The sequence below is a fragment of the Gilvibacter sp. CC01 genome (genome assembly GCF_055755295.1).
This window is the reverse complement of record NZ_CM146909.1, coordinates 1,140,070-1,156,138: the sequence shown is the minus strand read 5'-3', so window position 1 is coordinate 1,156,138 and position 16,069 is coordinate 1,140,070. Positions and strand designations below refer to the sequence as shown.

At 43.9% G+C, this 16,069-nt stretch carries 15 protein-coding genes; 9 read left to right on the top strand and 6 right to left on the bottom strand.

Going from position 1 to position 16,069, the window contains the following annotated elements:
* Positions 1-14 precede the first annotated feature (14 nt).
* Genes AC0J2F_RS05500 through AC0J2F_RS05490 form a run of 3 tightly spaced genes read left to right on the top strand, consistent with a single transcriptional unit; the run spans position 15 to position 4,057 of the window.
* Positions 15-1,880: a trehalase family glycosidase gene (locus AC0J2F_RS05500; RefSeq protein WP_473009184.1), complete on the top strand. Its 1,866-nt coding sequence runs from the start codon at positions 15-17 to the stop codon at positions 1,878-1,880.
* Entirely contained in the window at positions 1,880-2,821 is a 942-nt protein-coding gene (locus AC0J2F_RS05495; RefSeq protein WP_473009183.1) for a carbohydrate kinase family protein, read from the top strand. The genes AC0J2F_RS05500 and AC0J2F_RS05495 overlap by 1 nt, the downstream gene beginning before the upstream one ends.
* Positions 2,822-2,824: 3 nt before the next feature.
* Positions 2,825-4,057 (top strand): BaiN/RdsA family NAD(P)/FAD-dependent oxidoreductase, encoded by a 1,233-nt coding sequence (locus AC0J2F_RS05490; protein ID WP_473009182.1) that lies wholly within the window; start codon positions 2,825-2,827, stop codon positions 4,055-4,057.
* On the opposite strand, the gene AC0J2F_RS05485 is transcribed toward AC0J2F_RS05490, so the two are convergent.
* Entirely contained in the window at positions 4,050-4,610 is a 561-nt protein-coding gene (locus AC0J2F_RS05485; RefSeq protein ID WP_473009181.1) for a TetR/AcrR family transcriptional regulator, read from the bottom strand. The two genes, AC0J2F_RS05490 and AC0J2F_RS05485, sit on opposite strands and share 8 nt — an antisense overlap.
* Positions 4,611-4,688: 78 nt before the next feature.
* Here AC0J2F_RS05485 and AC0J2F_RS05480 point away from each other — a divergent pair, with 78 nt between their 5' ends.
* The 5 genes from AC0J2F_RS05480 to AC0J2F_RS05460 all read left to right on the top strand — a co-directional run bounded on the left by AC0J2F_RS05480 (position 4,689) and on the right by AC0J2F_RS05460 (position 9,611).
* Positions 4,689-5,801 carry a diphosphomevalonate decarboxylase gene (locus AC0J2F_RS05480; RefSeq protein ID WP_473009180.1) on the top strand — a complete coding sequence of 371 codons (1,113 nt, stop codon included), beginning with the start codon at positions 4,689-4,691 and terminating at the stop codon, positions 5,799-5,801.
* Positions 5,802-5,916: 115 nt separating this feature from the next.
* The gene (locus tag AC0J2F_RS05475; RefSeq protein ID WP_374959477.1) at positions 5,917-6,855 is read left to right on the top strand and encodes a mevalonate kinase; all 939 of its coding nucleotides are present in this window, start codon (positions 5,917-5,919) and stop codon (positions 6,853-6,855) included.
* A 36-nt stretch (positions 6,856-6,891) separates the two neighbouring features.
* The gene (locus AC0J2F_RS05470; RefSeq protein ID WP_374957806.1) at positions 6,892-7,797 is read left to right on the top strand and encodes a geranylgeranylglycerol-phosphate geranylgeranyltransferase; all 906 of its coding nucleotides are present in this window, start codon (positions 6,892-6,894) and stop codon (positions 7,795-7,797) included.
* Positions 7,797-8,753: a carbon-nitrogen hydrolase family protein gene (locus tag AC0J2F_RS05465; RefSeq protein WP_473009179.1), complete on the top strand. Its 957-nt coding sequence runs from the start codon at positions 7,797-7,799 to the stop codon at positions 8,751-8,753. Before AC0J2F_RS05470 ends, AC0J2F_RS05465 begins: the two co-directional genes overlap by 1 nt.
* A gap of 48 nt (positions 8,754-8,801) precedes the next feature.
* The gene (locus tag AC0J2F_RS05460; protein ID WP_374957804.1) at positions 8,802-9,611 is read left to right on the top strand and encodes a pseudouridine synthase; all 810 of its coding nucleotides are present in this window, start codon (positions 8,802-8,804) and stop codon (positions 9,609-9,611) included.
* Here the strand turns inward: AC0J2F_RS05460 and AC0J2F_RS05455 are convergent.
* A complete protein-coding gene (locus AC0J2F_RS05455; protein WP_473009178.1) occupies positions 9,523-10,992 on the bottom strand; it encodes an MptA/MptB family glycosyltransferase in 1,470 nt (489 codons plus the stop codon). The genes AC0J2F_RS05460 and AC0J2F_RS05455 overlap by 89 nt on opposite strands.
* Before the next feature lie 3 nt (positions 10,993-10,995).
* On the bottom strand, positions 10,996-12,126 hold the full coding sequence (locus tag AC0J2F_RS05450; protein WP_374959491.1) for a TolB family protein: 1,131 nt from the start codon (positions 12,124-12,126) through the stop codon (positions 10,996-10,998).
* 34 nt (positions 12,127-12,160) lie between these two features.
* On the opposite strand from AC0J2F_RS05450, the gene AC0J2F_RS05445 reads away from it, so the two are divergent.
* Entirely contained in the window at positions 12,161-13,390 is a 1,230-nt protein-coding gene (locus AC0J2F_RS05445; RefSeq protein ID WP_473009177.1) for a M28 family peptidase, read from the top strand.
* Here AC0J2F_RS05445 and AC0J2F_RS05440 read toward each other — a convergent pair.
* From AC0J2F_RS05440 to AC0J2F_RS05430, 3 genes are read right to left on the bottom strand one after another with little or no spacing between them, the layout of a single operon-like run.
* Positions 13,387-14,877 carry a cellulose synthase family protein gene (locus AC0J2F_RS05440; RefSeq protein WP_374957801.1) on the bottom strand — a complete coding sequence of 497 codons (1,491 nt, stop codon included), beginning with the start codon at positions 14,875-14,877 and terminating at the stop codon, positions 13,387-13,389. The genes AC0J2F_RS05445 and AC0J2F_RS05440 overlap by 4 nt on opposite strands.
* Positions 14,874-15,569 carry a glycosyltransferase family 2 protein gene (locus tag AC0J2F_RS05435; protein ID WP_473009176.1) on the bottom strand — a complete coding sequence of 232 codons (696 nt, stop codon included), beginning with the start codon at positions 15,567-15,569 and terminating at the stop codon, positions 14,874-14,876. The genes AC0J2F_RS05440 and AC0J2F_RS05435 overlap by 4 nt, the downstream gene beginning before the upstream one ends.
* Complete coding sequence (locus tag AC0J2F_RS05430; RefSeq protein WP_374957799.1) at positions 15,566-16,060, bottom strand: toxin-antitoxin system YwqK family antitoxin; 495 nt, start codon at positions 16,058-16,060, stop codon at positions 15,566-15,568. Before AC0J2F_RS05430 ends, AC0J2F_RS05435 begins: the two co-directional genes overlap by 4 nt.
* Positions 16,061-16,069 lie beyond the last annotated feature (9 nt).

Below are 16,069 nucleotides of genomic sequence, written 5' to 3'. Positions count from 1 at the left end.
TAGCCGTACCACTCATGGAGTTCAGACTAGACATAGCTGCAACACTAGAAGCGCTCTTGGCCCAAGAAGACACCGATGGAGACAAAAAGATCACTATCAATGATAAGGGGCCTAAAGCGTTTAAACTAAGCAATACAGTTGGCGAGGCCTATATGCTTAAGGGAACATATTTCCTGTCCAATCTGTTACAAGAACTGGTTATTGCCCAGCGAGAAGGGGCTAGCCAGACCGTGATTCCATTGAGCAAATTAGAAGAGCCTCCTGCCGATAGGGTTTCGCGTATGATCCGTGATTACTTTTGGGACGGTCTTACGCGTAGCCTAGATGCCGACGGAATCGCAGCTTTGATCTCCGATACTAAGAATGAATTTTTAGCAGAACAAGCCCTAAAGGTCTATGTGCCCTTTGGAGATAAGATAGCCTTAGACTATTACAAAGCACTTGAGGCAGCTCATTCTGTTGAGGTGGTACAATTGCCAGAAGATATTACTCCAGAGTATGTAGCTAGCTTGAATAATCAACCAGGAATTCTCGCCTTGCGGCTTTATCAGCAAGATGATGCTTTGAGAGGTGCACCTTTTGTTGTTCCCGGTGGACGTTTTAACGAAATGTATGGCTGGGATTCCTATTTTGAGAGCATAGGTTTGCATATAGACGGCAAGACGCATTTGGCGCTTTCCATGGCCGATAACTTTCAATATCAAATTCAGCATTACGGGAAGATTTTGAACGCAAATAGGTCTTACTACCTCACCCGAACACAACCGCCTTTCTATTCGAGTCAGATCCGAGAAGTATTTGAGAAGACTGGGGACGTCCAATGGCTGGCTTCCCATTTGGCCACGGCTATCACAGAATACGAAACTGTTTGGATGGTGCCGGGTAAACGATTGACTACTATAGGACTCAACCAATTTTTGGCAGAAGGCCTTGGAATCACTCCGGAGGCAGAATCTGGTCATTACGATTCCGTTATTGGTCCGCACGCCCAGCAGGCTGGTATCAGCATAAAAGAATACATCGACCAGTACACTAGCGGCACTATAAAGAATAAGGCCTTAGACACCTATTTTGTACATGATAGAACTGTAAGAGAATCGGGTCATGATACTTCATACCGTTTGGAAGGCCGTTGTGCAGATCTGGTCTTGGTAGAGCTCAATGCCTTTCTCTATAAATACGAAACCGATTTTGCCGATTTGATAAAAGAGGTTTTTGACGATCATTTTGTTTTTGGCGACAAGGTGTATCACAGCGGGCAGTTCACCAAAGCTGCTGCAAAGAGAAAGGAATTGGTAGACCGATATTTATGGAATGAGTCCGCAGGTACTTATTTCGATTACAACATCAACCTCAATGAACAAGTAGCTTTTAATTCTGCAACCGCGTTAACACCACTTTGGTGCGGCATGGCTTCCCAGCAGCAAGCACAAGCTTTAATAGAAAATCTGCTGCCAAAACTTATGGAGCAAGGAGGTATTACTTCTTGTGATGCAGTAAGCAGGGGAGCTATTGGCCCAGAGCGACCACAACGCCAATGGGATTACCCCAATGGTTGGGCTCCGCATCAGATGATGATCTGGAAAGGTTTACAAGCCTATGGTTTTCATAAAGAATTGCAGGAGGCCGTTTACCGATGGCTTTATATGATAGTGCGAAATGCTGCGGATTACAACGGGACTATTCCAGAGAAATACGATGTCGTAAAAGCAACACATCTGGTCTTTGCAGAATACGGCAATGTAGGAACCGAATTTGAGTATATTACCACAGAAGGCTTTGGCTGGATGAACGCCTCCTTCCAATACGGCCTTACTTTTTTAAACAATCAATTACGGGAGGAGCTAAACCAACTCACGCCTCCAGAACAATTATTTTAATGGACCAAAAAGAGCAACTCGATATCATTTGCGCAGGGGAAACCCTGATCGATTTTATAGGAAATCAAAAAGAGCGACCTATAGCAGAAATAAAGGACTATCACAGATATTTAGGTGGATCTCCAACAAACGTTGCCATGAATTTGGCGCGATTTGGCTTAAATGTAGGCCTAATCGCTGCCATTGGTAAAGACGGCTTTGGCACCTATATTAAAGAGCGCTTTGAGGAAGCGGAGCTTAACCTTAATGGCTTGCAAGAAGTAGAAGCGCACCCAACTACGGTCATCTTTGTGTCACGAACCGAAGGCAGTCCGGAGTTTATTCCTATGCGCGCTGCAGATTATCAGATTAGTGCCGAGCGGCTTCCTTTAGAAGATCTCAAAAGAACTCGACTTTTTCACTGTAGTTGTTTTGGACTTAGCCGTCAACCGGCAAGAGAAAGTATATTACAAGCAGCACAAATTGCCCATAGCGCTGGAGCTACGGTGAGCATTGATATCAATTACGCACCTTCTATTTGGCCAGATAGAGCAGAGGCTCTAGAAGTGGTAAAGAAATATTGTGCTTACGGCGCCCTTATAAAGGCAAGTCTAGACGATGTAGAACGTATTTTTGGCTATGCGCTCGAACCGAAAGAACTCTTTAAGACCTTACACGATTGGGGTGCTAAAATGATCTGTCTTACCCTAGGTAAAAAAGGGGCCATGCTATCGCAGCCAGGTGTAGAGCCTATTGAACTGCCAGCAATGAAAGTGGAGAAGATCATGGATGCCACGGGAGCCGGAGATGCATTTTGGAGCGGATTCCTATTTGCTTATTTAAAAGAGATGTCTCCCAGAGATTGTATGAGTACAGGTCTTAAGACAGCGGCAATCAAACTTCAAAACGTGGGCCGTATTCCGGATTATGCAAGCATGCTGCACACGGTGTTAAATCTTTAGACCATGGATACATTGACCTATGATGTGGTCGTAGTTGGTGGTGGTGGTGCCGGGTTTTTCTGTGCCATCAATTTGGCCGAGCAAAGGCCAGATCTCAAAATAGTCATTTTAGAGAAATCAAAGTCCGTTTTGCAAAAAGTGCGTATCTCTGGAGGTGGACGTTGCAATGTTACCCATGCTGAGTTCGATCCGAAGTCATTGACAGCCTACTATCCCAGAGGAGAGAAAGAATTGTTAGGGCCTTTTCACAAGTTTATGACAGGCGATACCGTAGCATGGTTCGAGTCAAGAGGTGTAGTACTAAAAGTAGAAGAAGACGGCCGGATGTTTCCTATATCGGACAGTTCCCAAAGCATTATTTCTTGTTTTGAAGAAGCTGTAGAACGTTTAGAAATCGAAGTCTTACTACAACAGAATTTGGTCGGTCTGAAACCAGCTGCCGCCGGATTTGAGTTAAACACTACTACTTCTAATTTTAGAGCTAAGGCAGTTGTTATCACTGCTGGGAGCAGCAAGAAGATCTGGCAATTACTGGCCGACAAGGGTCATACCATAGTCCCGCCAGTCCCATCGCTTTTTACCTTTAATATAGACAATGAGGCCTTGTTGGCCTTACAAGGATTGAGTCAACCCGCCACGGTCGAACTACTTAACGACGCAGGGAAGGCATGGCAAAGTCAAGCGGGTCCGGTTCTGGTAACACATTGGGGGCTTAGTGGTCCAGGAATTTTAAAACTTTCAGCTGTTGCTGCCAGAGAACTTGCTGTTTGTGATTATAAATTCAATATTCGCTTGGCCTGGTTGGAGCTGCCAGAGCAAGAGCTCTTTGAGTATTTAAAGTCCTTGCGCCTTAAGCGAGCCAAGCAACAATTACAAAATGGCTATGAGTTGGACATGCCCAAGCGCTTGTGGAGCTATCTTTTGGACCGAGCTGGACTTAACCCTAAGGCCTTATGGAGTGACCAATCCAATACTAGTCTGCAGCAATTGACAAGCACTGTGCTCAAAGATGTGTATCAGGTCACAGGAAAAAGCACATACAAAGATGAGTTCGTTACAGCTGGCGGTGTTGCGCTGAGCGAGCTCAATTTTAAAAACTTTGAAAGTAAGATCGTCTCAAGGCTGTATATGGCCGGAGAGGTGATCAATGTCGATGCCTTGACCGGAGGGTTTAATTTTCAAAACGCGTGGACAGGAGCGTTTCTAATTGCTCAAGACCTCAGTAATACTATTTAAAAAGCGCGTCTATTGCAGCATTTAAGAAGAGTTCTGGACTATTCCAGGCTTGATCGTGCGTATGCTCGAAATGAAACTTCGCATGGCTACAAAGTAGGTCGAAGAATAGAATGCCAGCACCCTTATTTGAAAAATTCTTGAGTAACAGTTGCGTTTTTCCAACTTCCATGCGCTGAGCAAGAGCGGATTCGAATTCGTGCTGCGCATCCGCGGCAAGGCTGACATAATTGTTCAACTCTCGTAATTGCAAGAACAATTTAAAACGAGTCTTGTCTTTTTTCATGAACTCCGTAAGGCCAGTGTAGATCGTTGATATAAGGATGTTAAAGTCGCCGTCAGCAGCAAGGGTAGAGAGGCTGGTGGTTAAATCTTTATAATAGTCGGCGAGTAATTGACCGTAAAGTGAATCTTTAGAGGGATAGAATTGATAGATAGTGCCTACGGCTATGTTCGCATCCTTGGCAATAGCTTTCATAGAGGTAGCGTGCAGGCCAAGCTGGTCTGCTAAGTATGCTGCGGAGCGATGTAATCTTTCTTTTTTGTTGTTTATCATTCAAATTGAATGAACGTTCATTTTATAAATGTACAAAAAAATAGTATTATGGATCTTCGGGCATTCTAAACAAATGAAATGTTACCATTCAGTATCTTTGCATTCATGGCTACACTACATCAGGAATTTTTACCTTCTGCATACACCAACACAGTGACTTCTGGTTCTGTTGCTTGGAAGTCACCCAGCAATATCGCCTTGGTGAAATATTGGGGGAAACACGGGCAACAACTGCCCAAGAATGCATCCATTAGTTTTACCTTAGATCACTGTGCTACTTCTACACGTTTAGAGTTTAGCCAAAAGGAGCCAACTGGTTTTGATATTGCCGTCCTTTTAGATGGTAAGGTTCAGGAGGATTTTGTGCCAAAGATCGAAAAGTTCTTCAACGTAGCTAAGCCTTATCTGCCCTTCCTTGAGCAGTACAGCTTTACACTACATACCAGCAATAGTTTTCCCCACAGTAGCGGGATTGCTTCTTCGGCTAGTGGGATGAGTGCTCTTGCACTTTGTCTTCTGGACTTAGAAGATCAATTAAGAGATGCTCCAATGAACGCAGATGCTTTCCGCAGAAAAGCCTCTTTTCTCGCTCGTTTGGGTTCTGGTAGCGCCTCGCGAAGTATAGAAGGAGGCCTAGTGGTCTGGGGAGAGCATCCCGAAGTTGAAGGCTCTAGTGACCTTTTTGCGGTGCAATACCCAGAGGAGGTTCATCCTGTTTTTCAAGATTTTTGCGATACCGTTCTTTTGGTCGATACTGGCGAAAAGGTGGTCAGCAGTACTGTAGGACATGGCCTTATGCACGGACATCCATTTGCGGAGCAGCGATTTGCTCAGGCCAATGACAATTTAAAAGCCATTAAACCAATTCTGGCAAAAGGTGACCTTGAAGCCTTTATAGCCTTAGTAGAATCCGAAGCCTTGAGTTTGCATGCTATGATGCTTACTTCATCGCCTTATTTTATACTAATGAAACCGGCAACCTTAGCCATCATTAACCGTATTTGGAGTTTTAGAAAAGAGACTGGCGTTTCTGCTTGTTTTACCTTAGATGCCGGTGCCAATGTGCATCTGCTCTATCCTGCTATACATAAAGAAGCCGTGCGCAACTTGATCGATGCTGAGCTTAAAGCCCATTGCAAAAATGGAGCCTATATACACGATGGCGTCGGGAAAGGCGCGGTAAGGCTTTAATAACCAGTCTTTTATTTAGGTAGGATTTTACTCTTTAAGTGAAAATCATGTTGTATTTTTGTAATACTAAAGTAGGATGTAACATTTTTACCTACCTTACGCCCAATACAGTATCATGAGAGGACCTCTTTTTTACTCTAAAATCTTGCTCTTTGGCGAATATGGTATCATCAAAGATTCTAAAGGCCTGTCTATCCCTTATAACTTTTATAATGGAGCCCTAAAGATAGACGAGCACAAGACTGTAGCGACACATCGTTCCAATCAGAGCTTAAAACGCTTTGCAGGGCACTTAAAGCAATTGCAACAAGAACAACCAGAATTGGTTCAATTTGACATTGCCGCACTAGAGTCCGATATCGAGAATGGACTCTATTTTGATTCTAGTATTCCAGAAGGGTACGGTGTAGGAAGTAGCGGTGCTTTGGTTGCAGCGGTCTATGATAAATACGCCACAGACAAGATCACTGTTTTAGAGAATCTGACTCGTGAAAAGCTGCTGCAACTCAAGCAGATCTTTGGTGCCATGGAATCCTTCTTCCACGGAAAGTCCTCTGGATTGGACCCACTAAACAGTTACTTGAGTCTACCGATCTTGATCAACTCTAAAGACAGTATTGAGCCTGCTGGTATTCCTTCTCAGCACCAGGCCGGTAAGGGAGCTGTATTCTTGCTCGATAGTGGAACAACTGGCGAGACTGCACCGATGGTACAAATCTTTATGGAGAATATGAAGCAAGAAGGCTTCAGAAAAATGCTTAAAGACCAGTTTGTAAAGCACACCGATGCCTGTGTAGAAGATTTTCTCAAAGGAGATGTGAGTTCGCTTTTCCGCAACGTAAAGCATTTGTCCAAGGTAGTTTTGGATAATTTCAAACCGATGATCCCTAAAGAATTTCACACCTTGTGGAAAAAGGGAATCGAGACCAATGCCTACTACTTAAAATTATGTGGTTCTGGCGGCGGTGGATATATGCTAGGCTTTACCCAAGACATGGAAAAGGCCCAGCAAGCCCTACAAGGTCATAAGTTAGAAGTGGTATATACCTTTTAATTCGGACTCCTTTAAGAATCCTTAGCTTACAACAATATGTTGTCTCGTAAAAACAAACTGCTCATATCTAAGGCGCTGAGCTTGTTTTCTGTGGTTCGAGGCTACAATATTCTGGTCATTGTCATAGCACAATACCTCACTTCCATTTACATTTTGGCGCCACAACTGCCGCTTGCCGATGTGGTCTTTGATCCTAATCTACTCATGCTGGTGTTGGCTTCTGCTGTGGCCATAGCAGGAGGTTATATAATCAATAATTTTTACGACAGTGAAAAGGACCTGATCAACCGACCGAGAAAGTCTATGTTAGATCGCTTGGTAAGTCAGCGGACTAAACTCAGCGTTTATTTTGTGCTCAACTTCATGTCTGTGGTCTTTGCCAGTTATGTGTCTTTTAGAGCCGTAATTTTCTTCTCGGCTTATATCTTCGGAATCTGGCTTTACTCTCACAAATTCAAGAGAATTACTGGCCTAGGAAATATCATTGCCGCCATGCTATCGGTAACTCCCTTTTTTGCGGTCTTTATTTACTACAGCAACTTCGATACAGTGATTTTTGTGCATGCCACTTTTTTGTTTTTATTGCTGTGGATGCGAGAAGTTGTGAAAGACCTCGAAAACCTAAAAGGCGACCTTACCCTAAACTATAGGACCGTTCCGGTAGTCTTTGGAGAGCATCCTGCCAAAGGTCTTATAACAGCGCTTTGTATTTCTACTTTGATACCCATCATTTTACTGCTTACCTATTACGAGGTCGGTTATATGGATTATTACTTTTATGCTAGCGGACTGGCTTTAATAGGTTTTTTGGTGGTGCTATGGCGTTCTAAAAGAAAGCTACATTACTTAATTTTACACGGCCTGCTGAAAGGAATCATTGTCCTGGGCGTCTTTAGTATAGTACTGATCAATGTCGATCTGATTTTGAAACGATTTTTATAATGAGTAACCCCAACACCTTAAAAGTAGCCATGGCCCAGATCGCGCCAGTATGGCTCAACAAGCAAGCGACTTTAGATAAAGTGGCCCATCAGATCGAACTGGCTGCAAAAGAAGATACAGAGCTGATCGTCTTTGGTGAAGGTTTAGTGCCGGGTTATCCTTTTTGGTTGGCTTTGACTCATGGCGCTGGATGGAATTTAGACATCAACAAGACCTTACATGCTCATTATGTTAACAATGCGGTTTGTATTGAAAAGGGGGAGCTCGATGCCGTATGTGCTTTAGCTGCTAAGCATCAAATGGCTGTTTACCTAGGAATCATAGAACGCCCTTTGGATAGAGGCGGAAAAAGTATTTACGCTTCATTGGTTTATATCGATCAGCAAGGAAAGATCCAATCGGTCCACAGAAAGTTGCAACCAACCTATGACGAACGCCTAACTTGGTCCCCGGGAGATGGTCACGGTTTACGTGTTCATTCCCTAAAGCGATTTACCGCTGGAGGCTTGAACTGCTGGGAGAATTGGATGCCGCTACCTCGTGCTTCACTCTACGCCCAAGGAGAAGATCTGCATATTGCTGTTTGGCCAGGAAGCGATCACAACACCAAAGATATTACCCGATTTATGGCTAGAGAAGGTCGGAGCTATGTGATCTCTGTTTCTGCTTTGATGCGTCCGGAAAACTTTCCAGAGGACACCCCCTATTTAGAAGAACTGCTTAAAAATGCTCCTGAGGTCTTGGCCAATGGAGGGAGTGCTATAGCTGGCCCCGACGGAGAATGGATCATTCCTCCGGTCCTAGACAAAGAAGGGAATATCTATGCGACCCTAGATTATGAGCGTGTTTTGCAAGAACGACAGAACTTTGATCCGGTTGGGCATTACTCTCGTCCGGACGTGACTCAGCTTCAGGTAAATAGGCAAAGACAATCTACTGCAAGTTTTAACGATTAAAAATTTTTGCATTCACCTTTATACTATCTTTGCGGCAAATTTTAAGACATGCAGCGAGGAGGTAGAAAAGGCAATTCCAACAACAAATCCGCCAACTTTAAAAAAGGTCCGGCTAAAAAGTCCGAAGCAAAGAAGTCGGCACCGAAAGAGCAGTCGGGAATCAGACTGAACAAATACATTGCAAATAGTGGGATATGTTCCCGCCGTGAGGCTGATATGTATATCGCAACCGGCCAGGTGATGGTTAATGGTCAAGTGGTAGACCAAATGGGCTATCGCGTTCAACCGGGCGATGAGGTAAAATTTGATGGCGCTCGTATTCAACCTGAGCCAAATGCGTATGTCTTGTTGAACAAGCCCAAAGGCTTTGCCGTGACTACCAGTGCAGAAAAGGGAAATACGGTAATGGATCTGGTGGCTAAAAGTACCAAAGCCAACATCAAGCCAATTGGTCGTTTGGGGCGCAATGCCACAGGCTTATTGTTGTTCACCAACGATGCTGCTATCAACGCCAAATTCACGAATTCTCCAAAAGCTCCAGGGCGTTTGTTTCATATAGAGTTAGACAAGAACTTAAAGGCCGAAGACCTTAGAAAGATCAAAGAAGGTTTTAAGATCGATAATAACGAGATCCAAGTAGAAGACATTTCTTATGTGGATAAGGCTCCTAAAAAAGAGGTAGGTTTAAAGATCAAACACACAGGAACCAGTGTTGTTCGTACTATTTTTGAACACTTCGGATATCAGGTAGTTCGTATGGACTGCGTAACTATTGGAAGTCTGACAAAGAAGGATCTTCCTCGAGGGCGCTGGCGTCATCTTTCTGAGCAAGAAGTGGCCTATCTAAAGATGCTTTAGGAGCGGCTTTAAATCCGATCCTCCACAAATCCCAGATAAATACGGCTAATACCACTATATATTCTAAGGCCACTAGGTAAAGATTTTCATTAAAACCTTCATATCCGTATGCGCTATAGGAAAAGAACACCATAAGTGACCAGGCCAGCGCAAAGCGATAACGCGTAAAAATGGAAAGTACTAGTGGAGTGGCAATATACCACGGGTGGACAGTGGTAGAAAGCAAAAAGTAAAAGCTCACGGCCAATAAGAGCCCGCTCACGAGGTCTTTTGCGCTTCGAATTCTTCTGAATAAGCCCAATAAGACCAGTACGCCAATAATGACAAGGGGTAAGATCTTGCCCACATCGGCTATGATATTCCAACCCACTGTTTGATACCCAATATAGCGGATAATATAGTAGACACTGGCATTGAATTCAAAAGTCTGAAACCACAAGCCTATGGATTGAGAAAAGTTGTCCAAAAAGTCAAGGGAAAAAAAGGTCATAAAGCTCCCTGCGGCTATGATAATAGCAAGACCATAGAACTCGTACATATTTCTAAAGCCGCCTTGAAAGGTCTTCTTCGGAATAAAATACCTAAAGAAGAGTGGCAATAGCATCAGCGGAATCAGTTTCACAGAGATCGACATGCCTACTAGACAAGCTGCTAAGACATGATGTTTTTTGATCAGCAATAAAATCCCCGCCAATAAAAAGAACAGCATACTGCCTTCAAAGTGCAAGTTGCCTGTAAGTTCTATTATGATAAAAGGGTTTAGAAAGTACCAAAAGATGCGTCTGGAATCGAGTCTGAGATGTTGTAAGATCTTTTTTCCAACCCATAAGATTCCCAAGTCTGCCAATATAAGCAGAACGCGCATCGCCACTACCGTTCCTAAAATGGAACTTCCGCCCAACCAGGCGCTTAGGGCAAAGAATCCTTGATTCAGTGGCGGGTAATTGCTGTAATGACTGGTATTGAGATCACCCATACCCGTGAACAAGACTTCGGCCTCAATGATTCTAATGGGTTCTTGGAATCGGCTTACGTATTGCTCGGTCAAGACTTCAAAGACGGTATAATCGTATGGGTTGAGGCCAGCCAAGATCAAGCGGCCATCCCAGATAAAACGATAGAAGTCTTGAGAGAGGTTGGGTAAAGCCAAGAGTAGCAGTAGTCGGAAGCCCAAACCGATCCAAACCAATTTCCAAAAACTCAATTTGGGGTTGTAGGTAAGAATTGCAGCACAACCGAACAGCAACAGGACTCCTAGTATAAGGGTGGAGAAGTCTTCGCGCTCTAGGTGGTAGCCCATATAATAATAGGCCAGTAAACTAAAAAGGATCGCCAGCACTGCTGCAGGCGATCCTTTAAGATATGTTTTAAGCGCATTCAAGTCTTAGTCTTTCCACTCAGCGATAAACAAGTTGGTGTCTCGCGTTCCTCCGTTATTTCTGTTTGACGAGAAGGCCAAATAGCGACCGTCATTGGAGAACACAGGGAATGCGTCAAAGGTCTTGCCGTGGGTAATTCGCTCTAAGTTGCGACCGTCCAGGTCTATCATATAGAGGTTAAAAGGAAATCCGCCGGCATTTTCGTGATTACTGGAAAAGATGATTTTCTCTCCTGAAGGGTGGAAGAAAGGACTCCAGTTGGCATTGCCTAAGTTGGTAAGCTGTCTTAGGTTCGATCCGTCTGCGTTACAGATGTAAAGCTCCATTTCTGTAGGTTGTACTAAACCTCGCGCCAAAAGGTCTTGGTATTCTTTGATCTCTGCCTCCGTCTTTGGACGACTTGATCGGAAAATGATCTTGCTTCCATCCGGAGAGAAAAAGGCTCCTCCGTCATAACCAAGTTCGTCTGTGATCTGTACCACATCACTACCGTCCAAGTTCATGGTATACAATTCCAGATCGCCAGAACGGGTAGAAGTAAATACAATACGGTCTCCTTTAGGCGATACAGTAGGCTCAGCATCATAACCAGGCTCATTGGTCAATTGCGCTGTGATGTTCCCTTCCAAATCGGCAACAAAAATGTCAAAGGAATCGTAAACAGGCCAAACGTATTTACCGTTCTCGCGTAAAGGAACTTCAGGACAATTCTCGTCTACCAAATGGGTCGAGGCGTAGATGATATGCTTGTTGTCCGGTAAGAAATACGAGCAGGTGGTACGTCCGTGTCCGGTACTGATCATCGGTGGCTGTTTGTCCATTAGACTTTCGCCAACATTGAGTAAGAACATTTGGTCACACTCCACTCCCCATTTTCCGTAATCGGACTGGAAAATCATCTGTTTGTCGTCAAAACTCCAGTAAGCTTCGGCATTGTTGCCACCAAAAGTTACCTGTTTAATGCTTTTAAAGTGCTTCTCCTCCGGATAGATAAGGGTGTCAGAACTCATCTCCATCATGTTAGGACGCTCTTCGGTTTTTGGTTGAGCATCGCTGAGATTCTCGGTTGGAGTCTCGCCTGTATTTTGCTTACAACCAATTAGTAATATTAGTAAAGCAAAGATTGGGATACGGATCATTTTTGAACTAATTTTGTGCAAAAATACGGATATGAGGGCAATTATTGGCATCCTAATAGCAATCGCTTTGATCGGTTGTAAGAAAGAAGTTGAAAAACCAGTGAGTATGCAAGATGATGTGGCTTTTTTAGCTTCGGATTCACTCCAGGGAAGAGATACCGGAACGCCTTATGAGTTGATGGCTGCGGATTATATCCAGAAGCGTTATGGCGCCTTAGGCTTGGAGCCCAAAGGAGCTGGTGGTTACTATCAGACCTTTACCTTTACGCCTTCTAACGATCCACATCGCGAAGCCACCTTTGACAGCATTGCCTCAGACGCAACCATTACAGGGACCAATGTGATTGGTTATTTAGACAATAAAGCAGAAACTACCGTAGTTATCGGTGCACATTACGACCATTTGGGCATGGGCGGCGAGGGTTCGCTTTACCGAGAAGGGCAAGCCATTCACAACGGGGCCGACGACAATGCCAGTGGCGTGGCCGTAATGCTCAATTTGGCTAAAAAGGTACAAGACAGCGCCCTTATCAAGAACAACTTTCTATTTATCGCTTTTTCCGGAGAAGAACTGGGCCTTCTAGGGTCTAACTTCTTTGCTAAGAATCCAACCATAGACTTGGATAAGGTGACTTATATGATCAACATGGACATGGTCGGTCGACTCAACGAAGAGAAGCAATTGGCTGTGCACGGCGTTGGAACCTCTCCAGTTTTTAAGCAGACCTTGTTTGTGAATAATAACGACCGTTTTCAAGTATCTGAACACGAGTCTGGAGTTGGACCATCTGACCACACCTCTTTCTACCTACAAGACATTCCTGTCTTGCATTTCTTTACAGGACAACACGAAGATTATCACAAGCCAGGAGATGATGCTGAGAAGCTGAACTACGAAGGTATGGAGGCTATTTCAGGCTATATTTTTGATATCGTTAAAGACCTAGGTAGTCAAGGACAATTGGCCTTTAAGAAGACCAAGAACGAAAGCGAAGAGGTGCCGCGTTTCAAGGTTGGCTTGGGTGTAGTTCCAGATTACTTATACAGCGGAGAAGGGATGCGTATAGACGGAGTGTCAGAAGATCGTCCGGCCCAGCGAGCTGGTCTTATCAAGGGTGATGTCGTTGTAAAAATGGGCGATTCTACCGTGACAGATATGATGAGCTATATGCGCGCCTTATCGTCCTTTGAACAAGGACAAAAAACAAAGGTGATCGTTCAGCGTGACGGAAAAGAAGTGACTGTAGAGGTTGAATTCTAGGCGCGACTAAAGAGACTTTTAAAGAACACATAGCCAAAGCCTATAAAGAGCATCAGGTGGAAAGGGAACAATCCGAAGTCACCCCCCTGATCTCCCACCACAAAGGCAGAGTACATTCCAAAGCCAAAGTAGAGCATCAGTAGTCCTTCTACTATGATGTTAGGAGATAGATTCTTTCTGAGGTATTTATTGCCCTTCCAGCTGTCCTTTAAACTGCTGATGTTGAATTTAGGCGTTCTGATAAACTCGCTCTTTTTCCCAATGTGACCTTCTAAAACTGCAATTGAATTGTGCAAGGAGAAGCCCATGGCAACCGAGAAGAAGGTAAAGAACATTCCTATATATTCTAAGAAATTCTTCCAGCCGCCACCGTAGATATTGCGGTAGGTGAACCAATAACAAATAAAGAAGATCACCGTGCTGATCACAAAGAAACTCATCACGATGAAATAGACCTTCAAGTGTTCATACTCGTTTTTTATGTAGAGGATAGGGATGCTCAAGATCGCTACTATAAGTACGTTCAAGAACATGGTACTGTTTAACAAATGCAGTATTCCATGCACTTTGGTCTTTGCAGAAATGTTCTGACTCTTAAGTAGTCTGGAAAGCATCTTTCTAAAGTTTTCTGCACCGCCTTTGTTCCAACGGAATTGCTGTGAACGCGCTGCAGATATGACCACTGGTAACTCCGCAGGAGTCTCCACTTCTTCCAAATACTTGAATTTCCAATCCTTGAGTTGGGCGCGGTATGAGAGGTCTAAGTCTTCTGTCAAGGTATCGCCTTCCCAGTTTCCCGCATCGATAATACACGTCTTGCGCCAAACCCCAGCAGTTCCGTTAAAATTTATAAAGTGGCCTTTAGAATTACGCCCTACCTGTTCTAAAGTAAAGTGTGCATCCAAGGCAAAAGCTTGAACTCTTGTGAGTAGCGAGTAGTCTCTGTTGAGATGCCCCCAGCGGGTTTGCACCACTCCGATCTGCTCGTCTTTAAAGTAAGGAATGGTCTTTTTTAGCCAATCGGGTTGAGGTAAAAAGTCTGCATCGAAAATCGCAATATATTCTCCTTTGGCAGTTTTGAGCCCCTCTTTTAAGGCCCCTGCTTTAAAGCCTACACGATCTTCTCGGCTCAGATGAACAATGTCTAGACCTGTCTTTTGTAACTCTGCGATCTGATCAGCCGTTTTCTCAAAGGACTCGTCCGTAGAATCATCTAGTACCTGAATTTCTAATTTGTCTTTTGGATATTCGAGCTTTGCAATATTACTCAAAAGACGCTCCATAACATAGAGCTCATTGTACACAGGCAATTGGACCGTCACATAAGGAACCTGTGAAGGGTCGTTTAAATCGAATTTTGGAGAATTGCGTTGGGTTCTTCTTGCACGCAGATAGTTGAACAGCAAATTCAGCTGCGCCAAAGCATACATGAATATCATGATCAGCGCTGCCGAATAAATGATCAATATGAGCGTTTCGAGTATCATCCTTTTATACTGTATTTAAAAATCCACCCCAAGATTTTTACGCCAGCAAAGATAGCACCTTTTACTGTTCCAGAAACCTTGGAAACCCCAATTCTATTGCGATATTTGACCGGTAACTCCCGGTAGCTAAACTTCTTTTTCAGCGCTTTTAGTTGCATTTCCACTGTCCAGCCATAGGTCTTGTCTTCCATGTTCAGGGTTAACAACTTGTCGTACTTAATGGCTCTGAACGGGCCAAGATCTGTAAATCGCGATCTAAAAAAGACTTTCATCAAAGTAGTGGCCAACCAGTTGCCAAATATTTGCGGCCCGGTCATAGAACCAGCCTCTCGCAATTCTGGAACCCGCGCCCCTAAAACAAAATCAATATCGTCTTCTACAATAGGAGCCACAAGTTTAGTGAGTTCTTCGGGGTAATCACTATAGTCCCCGTCTAAGAAAACAACAATATTGGGCAAGGGTTCATTGGAGGCGATATAATGCATCCCTTTCAAACAAGCATAACCATAACCTTTGCGCTGTTCTTGTAAAACAGTAGCTCCTGCTTCTTTGGCTCGCACTTCTGTAGAGTCGGTTGAGTTATTGCTTACCACTATTACCTCAGTAACAGCAGCAGGAATATCTCTGATTACCTTACCTATGGAATCTTCTTCGTTATAGGCAGGGATAATAACTTTTATAAGGGGATTCATCGAAATGATATGTCAGGATTGTCTTTTTTAAACTCGCGAACCGAACTCCACTCACCGACCTTTTTGTCGGCTACATATTTTTCGGCAAGTACGAGTTTGTTGCCTACATAGCGCAGACAATACCCGTTCTTTTGGTTGTTCTTGTATTGGAATTTACTCTTCTTTCGGCTGCCAAGTTCGTAAAAAATCCACCAATTCTCTATGCTTCCCCAGACAAAGTGCCCTTCTTTTTTTAACTGACCTTGTGCATAGTAGAAGTGCCAATAACCGTGCATGGTATCTTCTTGGTAATGTCCTTTTGCCGCTATTTTCCCGTTGGGATGGTAATAGATCCAGAAATCAGTTTTTAGTTGGTTTTTCAACCAGCCTTCGGCCTTTAGTTGCCCATCTGGGAAGTAGCTCTTGTGGTAGGTCTTTTCTAAAGCAAAAGTAGCCTGCCACCCCAATAGGAGCAGCAGGCTACCGATGATTATTTTTCGTTGAAGTTCCATTACACAGAC